Origin of the sequence: Halomonas sp. 3H (assembly GCF_024206005.1) — a bacterium.
Classification (GTDB): Bacteria; Pseudomonadota; Gammaproteobacteria; order Pseudomonadales; family Halomonadaceae; genus Halomonas; species Halomonas campaniensis.
Genome location: NZ_CP100360.1, coordinates 3,792,383 through 3,810,989, shown reverse-complemented (window position 1 = coordinate 3,810,989; position 18,607 = coordinate 3,792,383). Strand labels below are relative to the sequence as shown.

Annotated in this window: 16 protein-coding genes; 1 reads left to right on the top strand and 15 read right to left on the bottom strand. The window is 68.4% G+C overall.

What is annotated here, in order from left to right:
• Nucleotides 1-75: 75 nt before the first annotated feature.
• The 9 genes from NFC98_RS17510 to NFC98_RS17470 all read right to left on the bottom strand — a co-directional run bounded on the left by NFC98_RS17510 (nt 76) and on the right by NFC98_RS17470 (nt 9,549).
• Entirely contained in the window at nt 76-1,023 is a 948-nt protein-coding gene (locus NFC98_RS17510) for an acetamidase/formamidase family protein (RefSeq protein WP_254276170.1), read from the bottom strand.
• Between the two features lie 28 nt (nt 1,024-1,051).
• On the bottom strand, nt 1,052-2,317 hold the full coding sequence (locus NFC98_RS17505; protein WP_254276169.1) for an amidase: 1,266 nt from the start codon (nt 2,315-2,317) through the stop codon (nt 1,052-1,054).
• A 66-nt stretch (nt 2,318-2,383) separates the two neighbouring features.
• Nucleotides 2,384-3,784, bottom strand: a complete 1,401-nt coding sequence (locus tag NFC98_RS17500; RefSeq protein ID WP_254276168.1) for an amidase — start codon at nt 3,782-3,784, stop codon at nt 2,384-2,386.
• Between the two features lie 17 nt (nt 3,785-3,801).
• Nucleotides 3,802-4,272, bottom strand: coding sequence for a RidA family protein (locus NFC98_RS17495; protein ID WP_254276167.1), 471 nt, complete (start codon nt 4,270-4,272; stop codon nt 3,802-3,804).
• Nucleotide 4,273: 1 nt separating this feature from the next.
• Complete coding sequence (locus NFC98_RS17490; protein ID WP_254276166.1) at nt 4,274-5,542, bottom strand: M20 family metallo-hydrolase; 1,269 nt, start codon at nt 5,540-5,542, stop codon at nt 4,274-4,276.
• An 11-nt stretch (nt 5,543-5,553) separates the two neighbouring features.
• On the bottom strand, nt 5,554-6,828 hold the full coding sequence (locus tag NFC98_RS17485) for a TRAP transporter large permease (protein WP_254276165.1): 1,275 nt from the start codon (nt 6,826-6,828) through the stop codon (nt 5,554-5,556).
• A gap of 15 nt (nt 6,829-6,843) precedes the next feature.
• Nucleotides 6,844-7,365, bottom strand: a complete 522-nt coding sequence (locus tag NFC98_RS17480) for a TRAP transporter small permease (RefSeq protein WP_183329967.1) — start codon at nt 7,363-7,365, stop codon at nt 6,844-6,846.
• Nucleotides 7,366-7,409: 44 nt separating this feature from the next.
• Nucleotides 7,410-8,411, bottom strand: a complete 1,002-nt coding sequence (locus NFC98_RS17475) for a TRAP transporter substrate-binding protein (RefSeq protein WP_254276164.1) — start codon at nt 8,409-8,411, stop codon at nt 7,410-7,412.
• Nucleotides 8,412-8,544: 133 nt separating this feature from the next.
• A complete protein-coding gene (locus NFC98_RS17470) occupies nt 8,545-9,549 on the bottom strand; it encodes an asparaginase (RefSeq protein ID WP_254276163.1) in 1,005 nt (334 codons plus the stop codon).
• A gap of 203 nt (nt 9,550-9,752) precedes the next feature.
• Here NFC98_RS17470 and NFC98_RS17465 point away from each other — a divergent pair, with 203 nt between their 5' ends.
• Nucleotides 9,753-10,484 (top strand): FadR/GntR family transcriptional regulator, encoded by a 732-nt coding sequence (locus tag NFC98_RS17465; RefSeq protein WP_254276162.1) that lies wholly within the window; start codon nt 9,753-9,755, stop codon nt 10,482-10,484.
• A gap of 213 nt (nt 10,485-10,697) precedes the next feature.
• On the opposite strand, the gene NFC98_RS17460 is transcribed toward NFC98_RS17465, so the two are convergent.
• From NFC98_RS17460 to NFC98_RS17435, 6 genes are all read right to left on the bottom strand, one after another.
• Nucleotides 10,698-12,047: a NarK family nitrate/nitrite MFS transporter gene (locus tag NFC98_RS17460; protein WP_254276161.1), complete on the bottom strand. Its 1,350-nt coding sequence runs from the start codon at nt 12,045-12,047 to the stop codon at nt 10,698-10,700.
• Between the two features lie 187 nt (nt 12,048-12,234).
• On the bottom strand, nt 12,235-12,630 hold the full coding sequence (gene nirD, locus NFC98_RS17455; RefSeq protein WP_254276160.1) for a nitrite reductase small subunit NirD: 396 nt from the start codon (nt 12,628-12,630) through the stop codon (nt 12,235-12,237).
• 10 nt (nt 12,631-12,640) lie between these two features.
• On the bottom strand, nt 12,641-15,151 hold the full coding sequence (nirB, locus tag NFC98_RS17450) for a nitrite reductase large subunit NirB (protein WP_254276159.1): 2,511 nt from the start codon (nt 15,149-15,151) through the stop codon (nt 12,641-12,643).
• Nucleotides 15,148-16,488, bottom strand: a complete 1,341-nt coding sequence (locus NFC98_RS17445; RefSeq protein ID WP_254276158.1) for an NAD(P)/FAD-dependent oxidoreductase — start codon at nt 16,486-16,488, stop codon at nt 15,148-15,150. Before NFC98_RS17445 ends, nirB begins: the two co-directional genes overlap by 4 nt.
• A gap of 234 nt (nt 16,489-16,722) precedes the next feature.
• Entirely contained in the window at nt 16,723-17,766 is a 1,044-nt protein-coding gene (locus tag NFC98_RS17440) for a CmpA/NrtA family ABC transporter substrate-binding protein (RefSeq protein WP_254276157.1), read from the bottom strand.
• Complete coding sequence (locus NFC98_RS17435; RefSeq protein WP_254276156.1) at nt 17,763-18,362, bottom strand: ANTAR domain-containing response regulator; 600 nt, start codon at nt 18,360-18,362, stop codon at nt 17,763-17,765. Before NFC98_RS17435 ends, NFC98_RS17440 begins: the two co-directional genes overlap by 4 nt.
• Nucleotides 18,363-18,607 lie beyond the last annotated feature (245 nt).

The following is an 18,607-nucleotide window of genomic DNA, read 5'->3' as shown; positions in this document are numbered from 1 at the left end:
AGGCCCGCCCCGGGATTTCCTCAACCTCCAGCCCTTGATCGGTTGAAGCCAGCGGGAGTCACGAGACTTCCTGCTCTACTCGAAGACGATCCTGGGGAGATAGAAGGACACCACCCAGTTGGGCGCATCGACGATCTCGCTGATGCGCAGGTCGCCGCACACCGAGCAGAGCATGTAGGCCTGCTCGGCCGGCAGGTTGCGCGTCTTGCCCAGCCAGTCGATGGCGCCTTCCACCGCCTGGCGAGCCCCGGTCATCAGGTCGGGCCCGATGCCCGTGAACACCTCATAGCCGGCGCCGTCCAGGTGACGCGTCACCGGCCCCGGCGTGCTGAAGCGGGGCATGGCCAGGGGCGTGTCCTTGATCAGGTCCAGGGTGACGCTGACCCGCATGGCGCTCTCGATGGCCGTGCCGCACACCTCGCCGTCGCCCTGGGCCGCATGGGTATCGCCGATCGAGAATAGCGCCCCGGCGACCTCCACCGGCAGGTAGAGGGTGCTGCCGGCGCTCAGGTCGCGGATATCGAGATTCCCGCCGACGCGCCTCGGCGGCACGATGGAGTGGGTGCCCTCCGCGGCGGGAGCCAGGCCGATGGTGCCGGCGAACGGCTTCAGGGGAATGCGCGCCTGGCTGCCGTAGGCGGCGGGCGTTCGGGCGGTGGTGTCGTAGTCCCACAGGAACAGGTCCGGCATGGTGAACCGGTCGGCCAGCAGCCCGAACCCGGGAATGATGGCGGTCCAGCCGAAGCCGGAAGGACGGAACTCGTTGACCGTGACCTTGAGGATGTCGCCCGGCTGGGCGCCATCGATGAAGATGGGGCCGGTGACGGGATTGAGCCGCTCGAAGGGCATGCTCGTGACATCGGCGGCCGTCGAGTCGCGGGTGAAGTAGCCGCCGGCGGCGTCCTGGCACTCGAAGGAGAGCGTGGCCCCGGGGGCCACCGTCTCGACGGGGGCGTTGGTGCGGTTCCAGCCATGATGGCAGTGCTGGCCGTGGATCGTCTTGATGGGCGTCGGATGGGCCATGGCGGCATCTCCTTGCTGTGGAAACGACTCAGGGCATCAGGGCGCTGGCGATACTCAGCAGCCGCTGATCCTGATAGCGGTCGGCGATCAGCTGCACGCCGACGGGCAGCCCCTGGGGCGTCCAGTGCAGTGGCAGGTTCACGCAGGGCACCCCCAGCAGGGTCCAGACTCGCGAGTAGATCGGGTCGCCGGTGCTGGCGAGGCCTTCCGGGGCCACGCCCGGGGCGCTGGGGGCAAGCAGTACGTCGAAGCGCTCGGCAAGCTGTTGCGAGAGCGTGAGCCTGGCCCGGTCGGCGGCCTGCCGAGACGCCCAGTAATCCGCCAGGGAGAGGCGCTGCCCCTCGTCCAGCAGCGCGAGCAGGGCCGGGCTCATCGATGCCTCGAAGCGCTCGCGCTCGCTGGCCAGGGCGCGTGCGGCCTCGTAGGCCAGGATGACCTGCTGGTGTGCCACGAGCTCATCGAATGACGCGCCCAGCTTGACGGTGCCGAGATTGGCGCCAAGGTCGGTCATCCTGGCGGCGGCGCCTTCCAGGGCGGCGGAGGTCTCCGGCGACGGCGAATGCGTGCTGGGCACTCGGCAGAGGCCGACGCGCACGCCGTCGAGCCGCGTCAGGGCGAGGATCGGCGCATCGCCGGTGAGCGCGGTGAACAGCGTGCGCGTGTCCTCCAGGTGCCGCGTGAACCAGCCCAGGGTGTCCAGTGACGGGGCGAGTGGCTTCAGGCCGGCGACGCTCAGCGTGCCGTGGGTGGGCTTGAACCCCACGACGCCGCAGTAGCTGGCCGGACGGATGATGCTGCCGACGGTCTGGGTGCCCAGCGCCACGGGCACCATGCCGGCGGCGACGGCGGCCGCCGAGCCGCTCGAGGAGCCGCCCGGGGTGCGTGTCGGATCGTGGGGGTTGCGGGTCTTGCTGGGCTGGAAGTAGGCATACTCGGTCGACACCGTCTTGCCCATGGGCAGGGCGCCGAGGCGCGTCAGCTGGGTGACGATGGCCGCGTCCATGTCGGCGCGGTCGACCCGGTGATAGCCTCGGGTCCCCCAGGTGGTGGGCAGTCGGGTCGTGTCGATGATGTCCTTGATGCCCACCGGGACGCCGCCAAGGGGCGCGTGAGGGGGCCCGCCATCATGTGCGGCGATGGCGGGCTCGGGGGCCAGGCACTCCCAGGCCTGGACGGTGGGGTCCCGGACATCGATGCGCTCCCGGCAGGCCCGCCACCAGTCGAGAGGCGAGAACTCGCCGCGGGCGAGTCCGCGCTGAAAGCCTGCCAGGGTCATCCGGGTCCAATCGGTCATCTGTCTTCCACTCCTGACTGACCTGCTGCGTGAAGGGTGGCGTGAGCGCTCCGGCCAAGCGGAGGATCAGGGGGCCGGCGGCTCCCCGAGCAGGTCGGGGCCGGTGCCCAGCTGCTCCTCGATGGCCTGGCCGATGGCCAGCAGCCGGGCGTCCTGCCAGGGGCCTGCCAGCACCTGCAGCCCGACCGGCATGCCGGCACTGTCCTTGCCGACCGGCAGGGTCAATCCGCAGAGCCCCATGAAGTTGGCGATCACCGTGTTGCGCAGCGCCTGCATGTTGGCCCGGGCATAGGCGCCTTCGGGGAGCAGGCTCTCCAGGGTGGGGGGCGTGATTGCCACGGTGGGGGTGAGCATGGCGTCCACGTCGGCCAGGCGCGTCGCGGCCGCGGCAGTCAGCTTGTCGATGACGGCGCGGCGGCGGACGTACTCCCAGGCCGGCATGTCGTCCGCGGCCTTGACCCGGGCAGCGACATTGGGGTCCAGGGCCTCGATCATCTCGGGCAGCTCGGTCTTGAGGAAGGCCGCCAGTTCGGCTGCGGCCAGCCCCCCCTGCTGGAACAGCGTGTAGGCCTCATCGGTATGGGGCAGGTCCAGGGTGACCATTCGCGCCCCGGCGGCCTCGAGCCGGCGGATGGCCGCCTCGACGGCCTCGGCGACCCCGGGACTGCAGTCGTCCCAGAAGAAGGCGCTGGGCACGCCGAAGGTGAGATCGGCCAGCACCGGCGGCGCCGGGACGCGGGCGGCGCGACGGGTCAGGGCGCCGTCGAGGGCATCGAAGGCAAAGGCCAGGTCGTCCACGCGGTGGGCCAGCAGGCCCGGGGTGTCCAGGGTGGTGGAGAGCGGCACGATCTGGTTCGTCGGCCAGCGGCCGGCGGTGGTCTTGAGCCCTGCCACCCCGGTCATGGAGGCGGGGATGCGCACCGAGCCGGCGGTATCGGTGCCCAGAGCCAGGCTCGCGGTGCCGCCCACCAGTGACACACCGGCACCGGCGCTGGAGCCGCCGGGCGTGCGGTGATCCTTGAGATCCCAGGGGTTGCGGGGCGCGCCCCAGTGGGCGTTGGTGCCGAGGCCACCGAAGGCAAACTCCACCGTGTGGGTCTTGCCCATGACGCTGGGCAGCTGGGCGAGCAGGGCGGCGATCATGGGGCCGGGCTGTTCCCACGCCTGGGGCAGCCGCTGCGACGAGCCGGCGTAGGTCGGCAGGCCCGGTACCGCATAGATGTCCTTGATGGAGATGGGAATCCCCATCAGGGCCCCGGCATCCCCGCCCTGGCGGATCACCGCATCGGTGGCCTGGGCGAAGGCCAGCGCGGCCTCGCCGTTCCAGGTCAGGTAGGCATGGTCATGTTCGCCGCGGGCCTGATGGGCCGCCAGGGAGGCCTCGGCCAGTTGGGTGGCGGTCAGCGTGCCGCTGCGCAGCCCGGCATACTGCTCGCGGAGCGGGCGCTTCAGGGGTGAGTCGGTCATGGCGTGCCTCCTTGGGGTCAGTCGCGGATCTCGAAGATCGATTCGACTTCAACGGCGGCGTTGCCGGGCAGGGTGGCGACGCCGATGGCGGTGCGGGCATGGCGTCCATTCTCACCGAACAGCGCGATGAACAGCTCCGAGGCGCCGTTGATCACCAGCGGCACGTCGTGGAACCCGGGCGCCACGTTGACGAAGCCGTTCATGCGCACGCAGCGCACGACCCGGCTCATGTCGCCCTCCACCGCATCGCTGAGCGAGGCCAGCAGGTTGAGGGCACAGGCCTGGGCGGCCAGCTTGCCGGTCTCGAGGTCGAACTCGGCACCCACCTTGCCGGGGTAGAGGACCTCGCCGCCCCGTTCGCAGATCTGGCCGGCCAGGAACAGCTGGTTGCCCAGCCGCGACCAGGGCAGGAAGGCGCCGCGGGGGCGGGGGATGGCGGGCAGGGTGAGGCCCTGGGCGGCCACGGCCGCGTCAATGGTCTGGGTCATTTCAGTCATTCCTTGTCATGAGCAGCGTCTCGACGGCGTGCATCAGGGTGCGGACGGCAACCTCGGCGTCGGCGCGCTCGATGTGTTCATCGGGGTGGTGGCTGATGCCCGCGCGGCAGGGGGTGAAGAGCATCGCCGTGGGGCAGAGGTGGGCGAGGTGGATGGCGTCGTGGAAGGCCCCGGATACCAGCCGCGGAGCCTCTGGCCAGTGGGCCTTGACGGCCTCGTCGAGCACGGCGACCAGGGCCTCATCGAAGGCCACCGGGGCCACCCGCGAGGTCGCTTCCAGGCGGGCCGTGCAGCCGGACCACTCCCGCTGTGCCAGCTGCCGAAAGGCCGCATCCAGCGCCTCCAGCACCGTCGGGTCGGGGTGGCGAAGGTCGATGGTGAAGCGGGCCCGCTGGGGGATGGTGTTCACCGAGTTGGGCGACAGCGCGAACTTGCCGATGGTGAAGCGCACCTGGTCGTCGTGGGCCGCCACGGCCGCCTTCAGGGCGCCGACCAGGGCGTGGGCGCCCATGAAGGCATCGCGACGCGACGCCTCCGGCGTGGTGCCCGCATGGTTGGCCTGGCCGTCGACCTCGACCTCGTACCAGTGGACGCCTTGGATGCCGGTGACGACACACACCGGCGCCCCTCGCTCTTCCAGCACGGGCCCCTGCTCGATATGCAGCTCCAGGAAGGCGTGGGGCACGACGGGTGCGGAGCGGAAGCGGGCGCCGTGGGCCTCCAGCAGCGCCAGGCAGTCGGACAGCGCCGCCTGGAAGGTGATCCCCTCGTCGTCCTGCGCGGCGAGGATCGTCTCGGCGTCGCGCCGGCCGGCGAACCAGGAGGAGCCTGAGGCCCCGGGGGCGAAGCGCGCCCCCTCCTCGTTGGTCCAGGAGACCACCTCGACCGGTCGCCGGTGGGCAATGCCCTGCTCCGACAGGGTGCGCAGGACCGCCAGGCCGGCCACCACGCCCAGGGTGCCGTCGTAGGCGCCGGCGCTGGGCTGGCTGTCGAGGTGGCTGCCGATCAGCAGCGGGGCCAGCGTCGGGTCCTGCCCCTCCCGGCGCAGGAAGACGTTGCCCAGGGCGTCGTAGTGGGCGCTGCAGCCGAGCGCCTCGCCCTGCGCCATCAGCCACAGCCGGGCGCGATTGTCCTGGTCGTCCAGGGCCAGGCGGCGAATGCCGCGAGGGGAGAGGGCGCCGATCCGGGCCTGGGCCTCGAGATCGGCCCAGAAGCGCGCGCCGTCGACCGCGCCGGCCAGGGATGAACTCATCGTGTGCATGGTCGGCCTCCTCAGTAGAGCAGTGATGGCAGCCAGGTGCTGATCCAGGGCACGTAGGTGATGACCATCAGGGCGACCAGCATGATCAGGATCAGCGGCAGACACGCCTTGAAGACCTCCTGCAGCGACATCTTCGAGATCGCCATGGCCACGAACAGGTTCAGCCCGACCGGCGGGGTGATCATGCCGACGGAGAAGTTGACCAGGGTGATGACACCGAAGTGGACCGGATCCACGCCGACCTGGGCGGCGATCGGCTGCAGCAGCGGGGAGAGCACGATGATCGCCGAGGCACTGTCGAGGAAGAAGCCGGCAATGATCATCACCACGTTGAACAGCGCCATCACCTGGAAGGGGTCATCGGTGAGGGAGAGCACCTGGCTCGCCAGCTGGGTCGGGGTGCCGGTGATCGCCAGCAGCCACGAGAAGGCCGAGGCGCCGGCGGTGATCAGCAGCAGGGTGGCCGAGATCAGGCCGGAGCTGCGCAGGGTGCCGATCAGGTCCCGGAAATCGATGGTGCGGTAGACCACCATGCCCACGAACAGCCCGTACATGCAGGCCACCGCGGCGGACTCGGTGGGGGTGAAGACGCCGCTGTAGATGCCGCCTAGCAGGATGAACGGCAGGCCCAGGCCCCAGGCGGCCGACTTGAACGCGGACCCGACCTGGCGCAGGGTCGGAAACGGCGAGCGCTCGTAGCCCTTGAACGACGAGTAGACGATGCAGTAGGCGATCAGCAGCGAGCCGATCAGGATGGCCGGTAGCAGGCCCGCCGCGAACAGCCGGCCGACCGATGTGCCGGTCACCGAGCCATAGATGATCAGCGCGATGCTCGGCGGCACGATGGGCCCCAGGGTGCCCGCGGTGGCGATCAGGCCGATGGCGAAGCGCTTGTCGTAGCCCGCGGCCACCAGGGCAGGGAACATGATCGAGCCGATGGCCACCACCGTGGCGGGGCTGGAGCCCGAGATCGCCCCGAAGAACAGGCAGGAGAGCACGGTGGCCGCCGCCAGGCCCCCCGGGACCCAGCCGACCAGCGCCTTGGCCAGGTTGATGAGCCGGTCCGAGAGGCCGCCGATGCGCATCAGTTCGGCGGCCAGGATGAAGAACGGGATGGCCATCAGCGAGAAGTTGTTCATCCCGGTGAACATGCGCATCGGCACGATGACCGGGTTGGTGGTGCCAAAGAACTCGATGGCCAGGAAGACGGAGAACGCCAGCGCAGCGAAGATCGGCAGCCCTAGCAGCAGCACCGCGAAGAAGATGGGAAGAAGTGCCGTGATCATGAGGGTCTCCAGTCGTTAGACGAGCTTGTCTTTCTCGGCGGCAAGCTCTTCGGCGAGAGTGACCGGCGGCTTGGTCCAGGCCTCATGGATGACCCACAGGTAGCGCAGGATCAGCAGGATGCCGGATATGCCGATGGGCAGGTAGAACCAGGCCATGGGCAGGCGCAGGGCGGCCGTCAGCTGTCCGCGTCCCAGCGTGTTGAAGTAGAGGTGGAAGCCGTAATAGACCAGGAAGCCGGCAAAGGCGATGCCCAGCACGGCGGCGATGATATGCAGCCAGCGGTTGATGGCCGGCGACACGAAGGCGTTGAGCACGTCGACGGAGATATGCACGCCGTGCCTGACTCCCATGCTGGCCCCCACGAAGCTCATGCAGATGATGGAGTAGATGACGACTTCCTCGGCCCAGAACAGCGAGCCATTGAAGCCGTAGCGATAGACGACCTGAATGGTGGTAATGATGGTCGCGATCGACATGAACGCGACCATCGCCACACTCTCCAGGAAATCAATCACCTTGTTGAGTGCTTCAAACATGGTGAGTGCACCGGGTTAGAGTGACATCGAAGGGGAAGGCGGGATCAGTACTCGATACCCACCGCGTCATAGACCTTGTGCAGGAGCTCGGTGGTGACCACGCTCTCGTACTCCTGATGCACCGGCATGCTGGCCTCGATGAAGGCCTCGCGCGCCTCGGGAGTGATCTCGTTGATCGCGATCTCGTCCTTGATGGCCTCGAGGATGGTTTCCTCGTCCTGCAGGGTCAGCTCGCGTGAGGCGGTACGTCCGTTGTCGAAGGCCTCGAGCATCACGGCCTGGAGGTCTTCGGGCAGGGAGTCCCAGGAGTCCTGGTTAATCACCGCCGCGTAGGCGTGATAGGCGTGGTTGGTCAGCGACAGGTAGTCCTGTACCTCGTGGAAGCGCATGGTGTAGATGTTGGCCAGCGGGTTCTCCTGGCCGGCGACGACCCCCTGCTGCAGGCCGTTGTAGACCTCGGTGAAGGCCATGGCGGTGGCGTTGGCGCCATAGTTCTCGTAGGTGGAGATGATGATCGGCGCCTGCATGGTGCGCATGCGGATGGCGTCGAGGTCCTCGGGGCCATGGATGGGCCGCACGTTGTTGGTCATGTGGCGGAAGCCGGCGCCCCAGAAGTTCACGCCATACATGTTGTGGCCGCTCAGGGTGTCCAGGATCTCGCGGCCCACGTCGCCATCCAGGGTCGACACCATGGTGTCGTAGTCGGCGATCAGGAACGGCAGGTCGAGGATCTGCATGCGCGGCTCGAAGTTGCCGAGCGTGGCGGTGGGCGGGATGCCGATATCGACCAGGCCCATCTGGATCTGCTCGATGATCTCCACGTCGCCGCCGACCTGGGCCGCGGGCAGCACGTTGATCTCGATGCGTCCCTCGGACTTCTCCTCGACTTCCTCCTTGAAGCGAAGTGCTGCCTGCCCGTTGGGCGTATCCTCGATCAGGACGTGGGCGAAGCTGAAGGTGTACTCGGCGGCCTGTGCCTGGCTCATGCCGAAGGACGCGGCGGCAATCGCCGCCACCAGTGACACCTTGGTCAGTTTGCTCTTCATTGTCAGCACCTTGTTGGGTTGTTGGTGTGCATCTTCACGTGACGTTCGACACCGGCGTGACCCGGCGTCACCCGCACTCGGTACGGGCCCTTTCAGCCTGACGCGGACAGGCGGAGCATGTTGCCGGCCATGCTCAGGCCGTCAGGGTTCGCAGTGGTGCGGCGACCTCGCCCTTCGTGGAGGCGAGGAGGGCCGACAGGGCAAGCCGGGCCTTGCGGGCACTCAGGTCGGGGACGGCGATGACGCCGGCCGACTCCAGGCTAGCGAGGCTGCCCATGAATTCGTAGCTGGCGTGGACCGGCCCGGTAGGGCAGCTGCTGACGATCGCCACCGGGATGCCGCGTGCGGTAATGCGCGGGATGACATCCAGCCAGTCCGGAGGGACATGGCCGCGCCCCAGGCCGTCGATCACCAGGCCGGCGGCCCCGCCCGCCACGGCGGCCTCCAGCAGGGCGGGCGAGGCGTCCAGATAGGCGGGCAGGATGTCGACCCTCGGCAGGGCGGCGTCGGCGGGGAGCCCCAGCCTCTCGGGGCGAGCGGGATGGACCGATATCTTGATCCGCGCGCCGTCGATATAGCCGAGCGGGCCGGCCTCCGGCGCGGCGAAGCCGTTCACCTGAAAGCTGCTGACCTTGCGCACCTGCCGGGCAGAGAAGATCGACTGGTTGAACACCACCAGGGTGCCGAGGCCACGGGCCTCTTCACTGGCCGCAACCATCACGGCGTCGGCGATGTTGCGAAAGGCATCCGTGCCGGGCTCGTGGGGGGCGCGCTGCGAGCCCGTCAGCACGATGGTGGGGGAAGCCGGCAGGGTGATATCGAGGAAGTAGGCGGTCTCCTCGAGGGTGTCGGTGCCATGGGTGATGACGATACCCGCCACGTCGGAGGACTCGGCCAGGGCCTGGCACTCCTGGCGCAGGCGCATCAGGTCATCGCGGGTGATGGCATTGCTGGGCTTCTGCAGCAGGGAGCGAACCTCGACGTCGATGGCCGCGCCTTCCGGCAGCGAAACGCGGCTCATCAGCACGTCACCCTGCAGCGCACCTGACCGATTCCGACCGGAATCATCCGGGCTACTGGCGATGGTGCCGCCGGTGGTGAGGACCACCACTCGGGTGCTTGTCCTGGCTCTTGTCATTGTTGTCACCGTGTCAGGCATGGGGGCCTGGGCCCGTGATGCCGTTTCAGTGTTCAGACATCAGATGTCTGTTGTCTGAACCCATGCTAGACTCGATCTCGAGTCGTCTGCAAGCGGGAAATGACAGAACGTCCAACCATTTCGGCATCGACAAATCAAAATTCGCTTCGATGCGGCACGCCACGCCAACACGAGACGCCAGCATGAGCCTGAAACGCCAGCCCACACTGCCGCCCACTTCCATGGAGAGTTTCGGCAGCTCCATCGACCGCAGCTCCGTCGCCCTGCAGCTGCTGGAACGCATCAAGGGGGCGCTGATTCGCGGTGAACTCCAGCCGGGCGATTACCTGCCGTCGGAGACCGAACTGACCCAGACCCTGGGGATCGGCAAGTCGAGCGTTCGCGAGGCCATCAAGATGCTCCAGGCCATCGGCATCGTGGAGGTCAAGCGGGGGCAGGGCACCATGATCTGCCGCGAGCCGGGCGACCCCCTGGTGGACCCGATGGCCTTCGGCATGATCCTGGCCCGGGGCATGACGCGAGACGTGCTCGAGTTCCGCAGGATGTTCGAGCCGGCCTATACCCTGCAGGCCATGCACAATGCCCGGCCGGAGGATCATGTCCGCATCCGGCAGAGCATCGAGGCCATGGCCTCGGCGATCGCCAACGGGGAGCAGACGGCGCGTCACGATGTCGCCTTCCACCGGGCGATCCTGCAGGCGACCCACAACCCGATGACCATCCGGGTAGGCGAGACCCTGATCCAGCTGATCGAGGCTGCGCTGGAAACCTCCATGCAGACGCTTCCGGAGGTCGCCCTGAAAGACCACCGGGCGATCTACGCGGCCTTCCAGGCGGGTGACGAGGAGGGGGTAAAGGCGGCCATCGAGGTCAGCAGCGAGAGCTGGGAGACCAACCTGACCTACGTCGACTGACAGTAGGTCCACTCCATCCTCACCCCGCCTGACAGGCCATCCAGGCTCTGATCAGGTTTCCATCCGCGTCATCCTGCCAGGCGCAGTGGCCACTGGAATTTTGCCTAACCAGGTGTCGCCTCGTTCATTCTCTGGGGGGTGGTGTTTTCAATGACCAGCGAAGACCACCGCCCGGCGGGGCGGTGGTCTCGTGCAGGCCAACTCCTGCAAGGGTCAACGCAGTGACAGGGCACTACCTCCCAGGTTGTCCTCGGCCTCGCGGTAGGCGTCGGCTTCCTGAGCCTCGACCTCCGGCGAGAAGCGCACCAGCAGGGTGCAGAGGGCGGCGATGATCACCGCCACGCCCAGGTAGAAGAGCCCCTGCTGGTAACTGAGCGACTCGGAGCGGAACAGGAAGCCGGCGGCCACCGCACCGGCGTTGCCCCCGGCACCGACGATCCCGGCCACGGCGCCGAGCGCCCGCTTGTTGATGAAGGGCACCACGCCGAAGGTGGCCCCCTCCGCCATCTGCACGAAGAGACTGAACACCAGCATGATGCCGATGGCGAGTGCCAGCACATGCATCTGCGAGAAGAACAGCAGAGCGATGCCCTCGCAGAGCATGGCGATGAACAGCCAGCGCACGCGCCCCTTCAGGCCGGCCTGCCGGGCGAAGAGGTCCGAGAAGATGCCGCCCAGGGTGCGGGCGAAGAGGTTCATCAGGCCGAAGAGGCCGGCGATCATGCCGGCGGTGGCCAGGGTCAGGTCGAAGTGGTCGAAGAAATAGATGGCGGCGATGTTGTGGATGGTCAGCTCGACGCCGAAGCAGGCGGCATAGACCACGAACAGGGCCCAGACCCGGATGTCCTTGGCAGCGGCCAGGAAGGTCTGGCCGGCACTGCTCTCGCCGCTGGCCGCCGGCAGCTCGCCGCGAGCACGCAGCTCATCGAAGTTGCCGTCGGGGGCATCCTGGGTGAAGCGATAGTAGGCGATGCCGGTGAGGAACAGCACCACGCCCGGGACCACCATGGCCAGCCGCCAGCCGAAGGCCTCGTTGACGCCCAGCATCAGCAGGCCGGAAAAGATCAAGGGCATCAGGATCTGGGTGGTTCCGCCGCCGAGGTTGCCCCAGCCTGCCGAGGTGGCGTTGGCGGTGCCCACCACGTTGGGCGCGAACATGATCGAGGTGTGGTACTGGGTGATCACGAAGGAGGCGCCGATGGCGCCGATCGCCAGGCGGGCGAGCAGGAAGGTCTCGAAGCTGTTGGCGAAACCGATGGCCATCACCGGCAGGGAGCCGAGACAGAGCAGCCAGGTATAGGCCCTGCGCGGCCCGATGCGGTCGCAGAGCACCCCGATCAGCAGCCGCACGATCACGGTGATGGCCACCGAGGCGATGATGGTATTGCCGATCTGGGTCTTGGTCAGGCCGAGGTCGTCACGAACCACCGCCATGAGCGGGGCGATGCCGAACCAGCCGAAGAAGCAGAGGTGGAAGGCCAGCCACGAGAAGTGGAAGGCTCGCATCTGCGGCGTCTTGAGGGTGAACAGGCGAATCCTGTTGGCCTTGTTGCGGATCTCCATGGGAGTACCTCGTCGAGTGATGATCGAACACGCAATGCTGGGCCTTCACCGTTGAAGGTCGGGTCTGACGCACTCGTACTCCGGGGAGCCTGGTCCACGCCTGCCTTGCCGTTGATGACTGACACACGCTATCTGTCGGTCAGCGGGTCGTTGCTCAGTGTCTGGATGGGGCGGCCCTGCCCTGCCTTCATGCCTGGATCCATACCTCGCCACCCCTGAAGCTCACCGCCCAGGTGCGCAGGCGGATGCCGGGATTCTCCAGGCACTGGCCGTCCGCCAGCCGGTAGTGGTGCTTGTAGAGCGGTGAGGCCACCACCGGCTCGCCCTTCAGGTCGCCGACGATCCCCCGGGCGATGACGTTGGCGCCCGCCATGGGGTCGTGGTGGTCGAGGGCATAGAGCTCCTGGTCGAGGCCTGGCCGCGGCGTGTTGGGGCCGCCGGGAACGTAGAAGAGCGCCACCTGGGCGGGGCCCTCGGCGGTTTCCACCCAGGCGGCAACGCCGGAGTAGGGCACCAGGTCGGCGCGGGTGCAGAGACGTTGCCAGGTCTGTGTCATGGTGTTGGCTGCGGTAGCGGTTTTCATGAGTATTTCCTTAAGCAGGGCGAAGCTGGCCGCGCTCGCTGGTCATGATGATGTCGGGGTCCGGCCGGTGGTCGTTGACGAAGCTGCGGAAGCGCTTGAGCTTCTCCGGGTCGTCGAGGGCATTGGCCCACTCGCACTGGTAGGTGTCGATGACGTGCTGCATCTGGCGCTCCAGCGCCTCGCCGATTCCCAGGCGGTCGTCGATGACCACCTCCTTGAGGTAGTCCAGGCCGCCCTCGAGGCTCTCGCGCCACACCGAGGTGCGCTGCAGGCGGTCGGCGGTGCGCACGTAGAACATCAGGAAACGGTCGATGAGCTGGATCAGTCGCTCGTCGTCGAGGTCGGTGGCGAAGAGCTCGCCATGGCGGGGCCGCATGCCGCCGTTGCCGCAGACATAGAGGTTCCAGCCGTGCTCGGTGGCGATCACGCCGATGTCCTTGCCCTGGGCCTCGGCGCACTCGCGGGTGCAGCCGGAGACGCCGAACTTGAGCTTGTGGGGCGAGCGAAGCCCCTTGTAGCGATGCTCCAGGCGGATCGCCATGCCCACGCTGTCCTGCACGCCATAGCGGCACCAGGTGCTGCCCACGCAGGACTTCACCGTACGCAGTGACTTGGCGTAGGCGTGGCCGGTCTCGAAGCCGGCGTCGAGCAGTTCGCTCCAGATCTCCGGGAGGTCCTCCAGGCGGGCGCCGAACAGGTCGATGCGCTGTCCGCCGGTGACCTTGGTGTAGAGGTCGTACTTCTGCGCCACCTGGCCCAGCACCACCAGCTTGTCGGGCGTGATCTCGCCGCCGGGCACCCGGGGCACCACCGAGTAGGTGCCGTTCTTCTGCATGTTGGCCATGAAGGTGTCGTTGGTGTCCTGCAGCGGGATGTGGGCGGCATCGGTGATCGGCTCGTTGAAGCAGGAGGCGAGTATCGAGGCCACCGCCGGCTTGCAGATATCGCAGCCGAGTTTGTGGGTCTCGGGGTTGCCGTGCTTCTGCATCAGCTCGCTGAAGGTCTTGATGCCCTCCACCCGCACGATGTCGTAGAGCGCCTGGCGGGTATGGGCGAAGTGCTCGCAGATCGACTTGTCGACCTCCACGCCCCGGCTCTCCAGTTCGTGCTCGACGACGCTCTTGAGCAGGGCCGCGCAGCCACCGCAGCCGGTGCTGGCCTTCGTCTCGCCCTTGATCGCCCCCAGGTCTCCGGCCCCGCCATCGATGCTGGCGCAGATGTCGCCCTTGGTGACGTTGTGGCACGAACAGAGGGTCGCCGTCTCGGGCAGGGCATCCGGCCCCAGCGTCGGAGCGCCTTCACTGCTGGGCAGGATCAGCGAGGCCGGGTCCTCGGGGAGGTCGAGGCCGTTGCTGTAGACCTGCAGCAGGGTGTCATAGACGCTGTTGTCGCCGACCAGCATGGCGCCGACCAGGCGCCTGCCGTCGCCGGAGACCACCAGCTTGCGGTACTGCTGCTTGAGCTGGTCGAGGTAACGGAATACCCGGGCGCCGGGCGTCCGGTCGCCATGGGCATCGCCGATGGCCCCCACGTCGACACCCAGCAGCTTGAGCTTGGTGCTCATGTCGGCACCGCGGAAGCCCTCTCCCTCGCCGCCGAGCAGGGTGTCGGCGGCCACCTTGGCCATCTGGTAGCCGGGGGCGACCAGGCCGAAGATGCTGTTGTGCCAGAGCGCCACCTCGCCGATGGCGAGGATCGCCGGGTCGCTGGTCAGGCAGCGGTCGTCGATCACTACGCCGCCGCGCTCGCCTCTCTCCAGGGCGCAGTCGCGGGCCAGCTCGTCCCGTGGGCGGATGCCGGCGGAGAAGACGATCAGGTCGGCCTCCAGCACCTTGCCGTCCTGGAAGACCATGCGGTGGCTGGCGTCCATGCCGTCCTCGATGCGCTGGGTGGCACGGTCGGTGTGGACCTGCACGCCGAGGGCCTCGATCTTCTCGCGCAGCAGCTCGCCCCCTTCCCCGTCGACCTGCATGGGCATCAGGCGCGGCGCGAACTCCACCACGGCGGTCTCCAGGCTAAGGCCGCGCAGGGCATTGGCCGCCTCCAGCCCCAGCAGGCCACCGCCCACCACCACGCCGGTAGCGGCATGCTTGGCGGCGGCGCGAATGGCATCCAGGTCGTCCAGGGTGCGATAGACCAGACAGCCCGGGCGGTCGCTGCCGGGAATCGGCGGCACGAAGGGATAGGAGCCGGTGGCCAGCACCAGGCGATCGTAGGGAATGCGGCCCTGAGCGGTTACGACTTCCCCTTTGTTGCGGTCGATGGCGGTCACGCTCTCCGAGAGGCGCAGCTCGATGCCGTTGGCGGCATACCAGTCGACATCGCACAGGGCCAGGTCGTCGGCATCGCGGCCGCTGAAGTACTCCGAGAGATGGACCCGGTCGTAGGCGCGGTGACGCTCTTCGCCGAAGACGGTGATGGCGTAGTGTGAGGTGGCACTGCGCTCGATGAGCTGCTCGACCAGGTGGTGGCCGACCATGCCGTTGCCGATGATGATCAGGCGTTGCTTGGGTGTGTTCATGCGGCCTCCTTGACGGGGCGGTCCCGGGCGTCGAGATCGGTGGTGGAATCGGTGTCGAAGTGGTGGGCAGCGAGCAGGGCATCGGCCTCGGCCGTGCCGAGCAGCAGGGCGCGGCGGCAGGGGCCCAGATCGAGGCCCGCCTGGGCCTGGCGGAACAGCCAGGGACCCATGGCGGTGTCGCCATAGAGGATGGCGCCCTCGAGCCGGCCGTGGCGCAGCAGCAGGCGGCGGTAGTCGCCCTGCCCGGGGTCGTGGTAGGCGAGCACCTCATGGCCGGCGTCGGGTTCGATGGGGCCGAAGGCAAACAGCGAGATGCCGCTGATCTTGAGCCTGGTGGCGGTCGCGGCCTCCCGGTAGCGGGGCGTGGCCTCGCCGCACAGGCGCGCGGCAAGTACCGCCACCTGGCGCCAGATCGGCTCCACCAGCCCGTAGGTGATGCCCTCGAACTGGCAGCACTCGCCCAGGGCGTGGATCGCCGGGTCGGAGGTGGTCAGGGTGGCGTCGACGACGATGGCCCGGTCGACGGCGAGTCCGGCGCGCTGGCCCAGCTCGGCGTTGGGGGCGATCCCGGCGGCGACCACCACGCCGTCGGCGGCCAGGCGCCGGCCGTCGGTGAGACGCACTCCGGTTACCCGGCCATGGTGGTCGCCCTCGATCGCTGCCAGCTGCACGCCGGTGTGGATGGCCAGGCCGCGGCGACCGAGCTCGGCCTCCAGCAGGGTGGCGGCGGTGGCATCGAGCTGGCGATTCATGAGGCGCTCGGCGCGCTGCAGCACGCTGACCGCCAGGCCGCGTGAGCCCTGGGGGTGAGAGCCTTCTCCGCGCTTGCGCAGGCCCTCCGCGGCCTCCAGGCCGAGCAGCCCCCCGCCGACCACCACGACCTGGCCGCCGCGCTCGGCGACCCCTGCCAGGGCCTCGGCATCGTCGAGGTCGCGGAAGCCGTGGACGCCCGACAGCGCGATGCCGGGTACCGCCGGCAGGGCCGGGCGCGAGCCGGTGGCCAGCACCAGGCGGTGGTAGTCGAGGGCTCGGCCGGCATCGGTGGTCAGCCGGCGCGCCGTGCGATCGATGGACGTGACCCGTTCGCCGAGCAGCAGCTCGATGCCCTGCTCGGCGTACCACTCGGCCTTGCGCAGGGTGAGGGCCTCGCGCTCCATCTCGCCGGCCAGCCAGGGCGAGAGCAGGATGCGGTTGTAGGCGGCGTGTCGCTCGTCACCGATCACGGTGATTCGCCTCGGGCGGTCCGGTCGCTCGAGCAGGGCCTCGACCAATCGGTGGCCGGCCATGCCGTTGCCGATGATCACCAGGTGTTCGGTCTCGTGCGGGGCTGGGTGCATGATCGGGCACCTCCGGTGTGACAAAAAAAGAAGACGCCTCGGCGCTGCCCCGGCATCGGGGCGCGCTGAGACGTCTTCGTCAGGAGGGGCAATCACCGTTGATCGCCGTTGTTGCCATGCACAAACAAGAACCCGGCCAGGAGGCCGGGTTGATGATGTTTTTCCTTTTATTTCAACCTGTTGAAAGGTGCCTGGTGAGGCGTGGGAGCGCCTCGCGCGGGCCCTGGCTGCCTCTTAGTGGTGCAGGGCGGCGTCGAAATGCACGGGGGTGTGGCACTCGTGCAGGGTGCGGATATCGAGGGTGCGGCCCCTGTCGCGCAGCGGACCCTGCAGCGCCTCGGCGATGCGACCCATGGCCTCGACGTCGGGCCGCAGCAGGTCGCCACCGTAGAGGCGCTGGCGAATGGGCCCCTGCCCCTCGGGCAGGCTGTCGAGATGGCTGACCGAGCGATCCAGGTAGGGCGGCAGCGCCAGCCAGTCGTGGGCCTGGTGACGGTGCGCCGGGCTCTCGGCGAGCCAGTCGCTGGCATGCTGCAACGCGCGCAGCAGGCCGGCGAGCGTTGCCGGGTAGCGCCTGGCCCAGGAGCGGGTCACGCCCAGCACCTTCTCGGGGTGGTCGGGCCACAGCTGGGCGCCGCTGGCCACCAGCCGACCGACCCCCTCATGCTCGGCGAGGCTGCCCCAGGGTTCGCCGACGCAGAAGCCGTCGATCTGCCCCTCGCGCAGGGCGGCAACCATGCGCGGCGGCGGCAGGGCGACCAGCTCGACGTCGCGACCGGCGGCGAGCCCGCCCAGGGCCAGCCACTCTCGCAGCAGGAAATGCTGGCAGGAGAAGGGGTAGACCATGGCCAGGCGGGGGCGCGCCGCATCGGCATGACGGACCCGCCACTCGGCGAGGGCGCGGGCGCTGCATGCCGGGTCGTCGCCCAGCGTCGCACCGCTCTGTTCACACAGCCGCGAGGAGAGCACCAGGGTGTTGCCGCCATGGCTGAGGGTGGCGGGGGCCAGGGTGTCGCAGGGGGCTCGCTCCATGCCCAGGCTCATGGCCAGCGGCAGGGGCGCGAGCATATGAGCGCCGTCGAGCAGGCCGGCCGCGACCTTGTCGCGCAGCGTCGACCAGGCGTTCTCCCGTGACAGCGTGACATCGAGCCCCTGCGCGCCGAAGAAGCCCTGTTCCCGGGCCACGATCAGCAGCACCGCATCGACCAGGGGGATGAAGCCGAGCGTGAGTTGCTCGAGTTCCGGTGTTGTGGCAGACGGCGTGATGGTGTCTCTCATGACAGTGACCCCTTGTCCAGGCGCTCCAGGATATCGATGACGCTCTCGGCCACCTTGGCGATGCGCTGGCCGCGGTCCATGGCGATCTTGCGCAGCATGCGGTAGGCCTGCTCCTCGTCGCAGCCCTGGTGCTTCATCAGGAGCCCCTTGGCGCGCTCGATGCGCTTGCGGTCGGTGAGCTGGTTGCGCACCTTGTCGAGCTCCTGGCGCATCGACTGGAAGGCGTCGAAGCGGGCGATGGCAACCTCGATGATCGCCTTGACCCGGCCGGGCACCAGGCCGTCGACCACGTAGGCGCTGACCCCGGACCGGAGCGCCGCCTGCATGGTATCGGGGTCGTGCTGGTCGGCGAAGAACACCACCGGGCGGGGATTCTCGCGGTTGAGCAGCGCCATGCTGTCGAGGGTATCGCGGTCGGGGGATTCCATGTCGATGATCACCACGTCGGGCTGGTGGCGGGCGACCATCTCGTTGAGGCTGGCCGGGCCTTGCAGCCGACAGGCCACTTCGTGGCCTTCCTGGGCCAGGGCCTCCTCGACCATGGCGGCGCGCACGAGTTCGTCGTCGACCAGCAGGATCTTCAGGGGTGGGGGCATGGTGACATCGCTCATCGTTTGGCGTCTGCCCCACCTCCAAGCAAGATGCATTCCAGGTTCGCCTTTTGTCGGCGGTGAGCGGCCCTGGCGGTGCAGCGACATCCCCGGGGCGCCTCATGCTGCACTGCAGTGGTGCGGGCGCCGGGTCGGCTGCCTCGTGACTGGTGCAGGCGACACCCCATGAGGCCCCTCGAGCGCCCCGCCGGGCAGGGCAACCGGTCAGGATGACGTCGGTTTTCAACGCC

Excerpts from the sequence above, each read along its gene's own strand:
- NFC98_RS17445 (WP_254276158.1), bottom strand. The coding sequence starts at position 16,488 with ATGCACCCAGCCCCGCACGAGACCGAACACCTGGTGATCATCGGCAAC.
- NFC98_RS17490 (WP_254276166.1), bottom strand. The coding sequence starts at position 5,542 with ATGCACACGATGAGTTCATCCCTGGCCGGCGCGGTCGACGGCGCGCGC.
- NFC98_RS17475 (WP_254276164.1), bottom strand. The coding sequence starts at position 8,411 with ATGAAGAGCAAACTGACCAAGGTGTCACTGGTGGCGGCGATTGCCGCC.
- NFC98_RS17505 (WP_254276169.1), bottom strand. The coding sequence starts at position 2,317 with ATGACCGATTGGACCCGGATGACCCTGGCAGGCTTTCAGCGCGGACTC.
- NFC98_RS17470 (WP_254276163.1), bottom strand. The coding sequence starts at position 9,549 with ATGACAAGAGCCAGGACAAGCACCCGAGTGGTGGTCCTCACCACCGGC.
- nirB (WP_254276159.1), bottom strand. The coding sequence starts at position 15,151 with ATGAACACACCCAAGCAACGCCTGATCATCATCGGCAACGGCATGGTC.
- NFC98_RS17435 (WP_254276156.1), bottom strand. The coding sequence starts at position 18,362 with ATGCCCCCACCCCTGAAGATCCTGCTGGTCGACGACGAACTCGTGCGC.
- NFC98_RS17510 (WP_254276170.1), bottom strand. The coding sequence starts at position 1,023 with ATGGCCCATCCGACGCCCATCAAGACGATCCACGGCCAGCACTGCCAT.
- NFC98_RS17440 (WP_254276157.1), bottom strand. The coding sequence starts at position 17,766 with ATGAGAGACACCATCACGCCGTCTGCCACAACACCGGAACTCGAGCAA.
- NFC98_RS17465 (WP_254276162.1), top strand. The coding sequence starts at position 9,753 with ATGAGCCTGAAACGCCAGCCCACACTGCCGCCCACTTCCATGGAGAGT.
- NFC98_RS17480 (WP_183329967.1), bottom strand. The coding sequence starts at position 7,365 with ATGTTTGAAGCACTCAACAAGGTGATTGATTTCCTGGAGAGTGTGGCG.
- NFC98_RS17460 (WP_254276161.1), bottom strand. The coding sequence starts at position 12,047 with ATGGAGATCCGCAACAAGGCCAACAGGATTCGCCTGTTCACCCTCAAG.
- NFC98_RS17495 (WP_254276167.1), bottom strand. The coding sequence starts at position 4,272 with ATGACCCAGACCATTGACGCGGCCGTGGCCGCCCAGGGCCTCACCCTG.
- NFC98_RS17485 (WP_254276165.1), bottom strand. The coding sequence starts at position 6,828 with ATGATCACGGCACTTCTTCCCATCTTCTTCGCGGTGCTGCTGCTAGGG.
- nirD (WP_254276160.1), bottom strand. The coding sequence starts at position 12,630 with ATGAAAACCGCTACCGCAGCCAACACCATGACACAGACCTGGCAACGT.
- NFC98_RS17500 (WP_254276168.1), bottom strand. The coding sequence starts at position 3,784 with ATGACCGACTCACCCCTGAAGCGCCCGCTCCGCGAGCAGTATGCCGGG.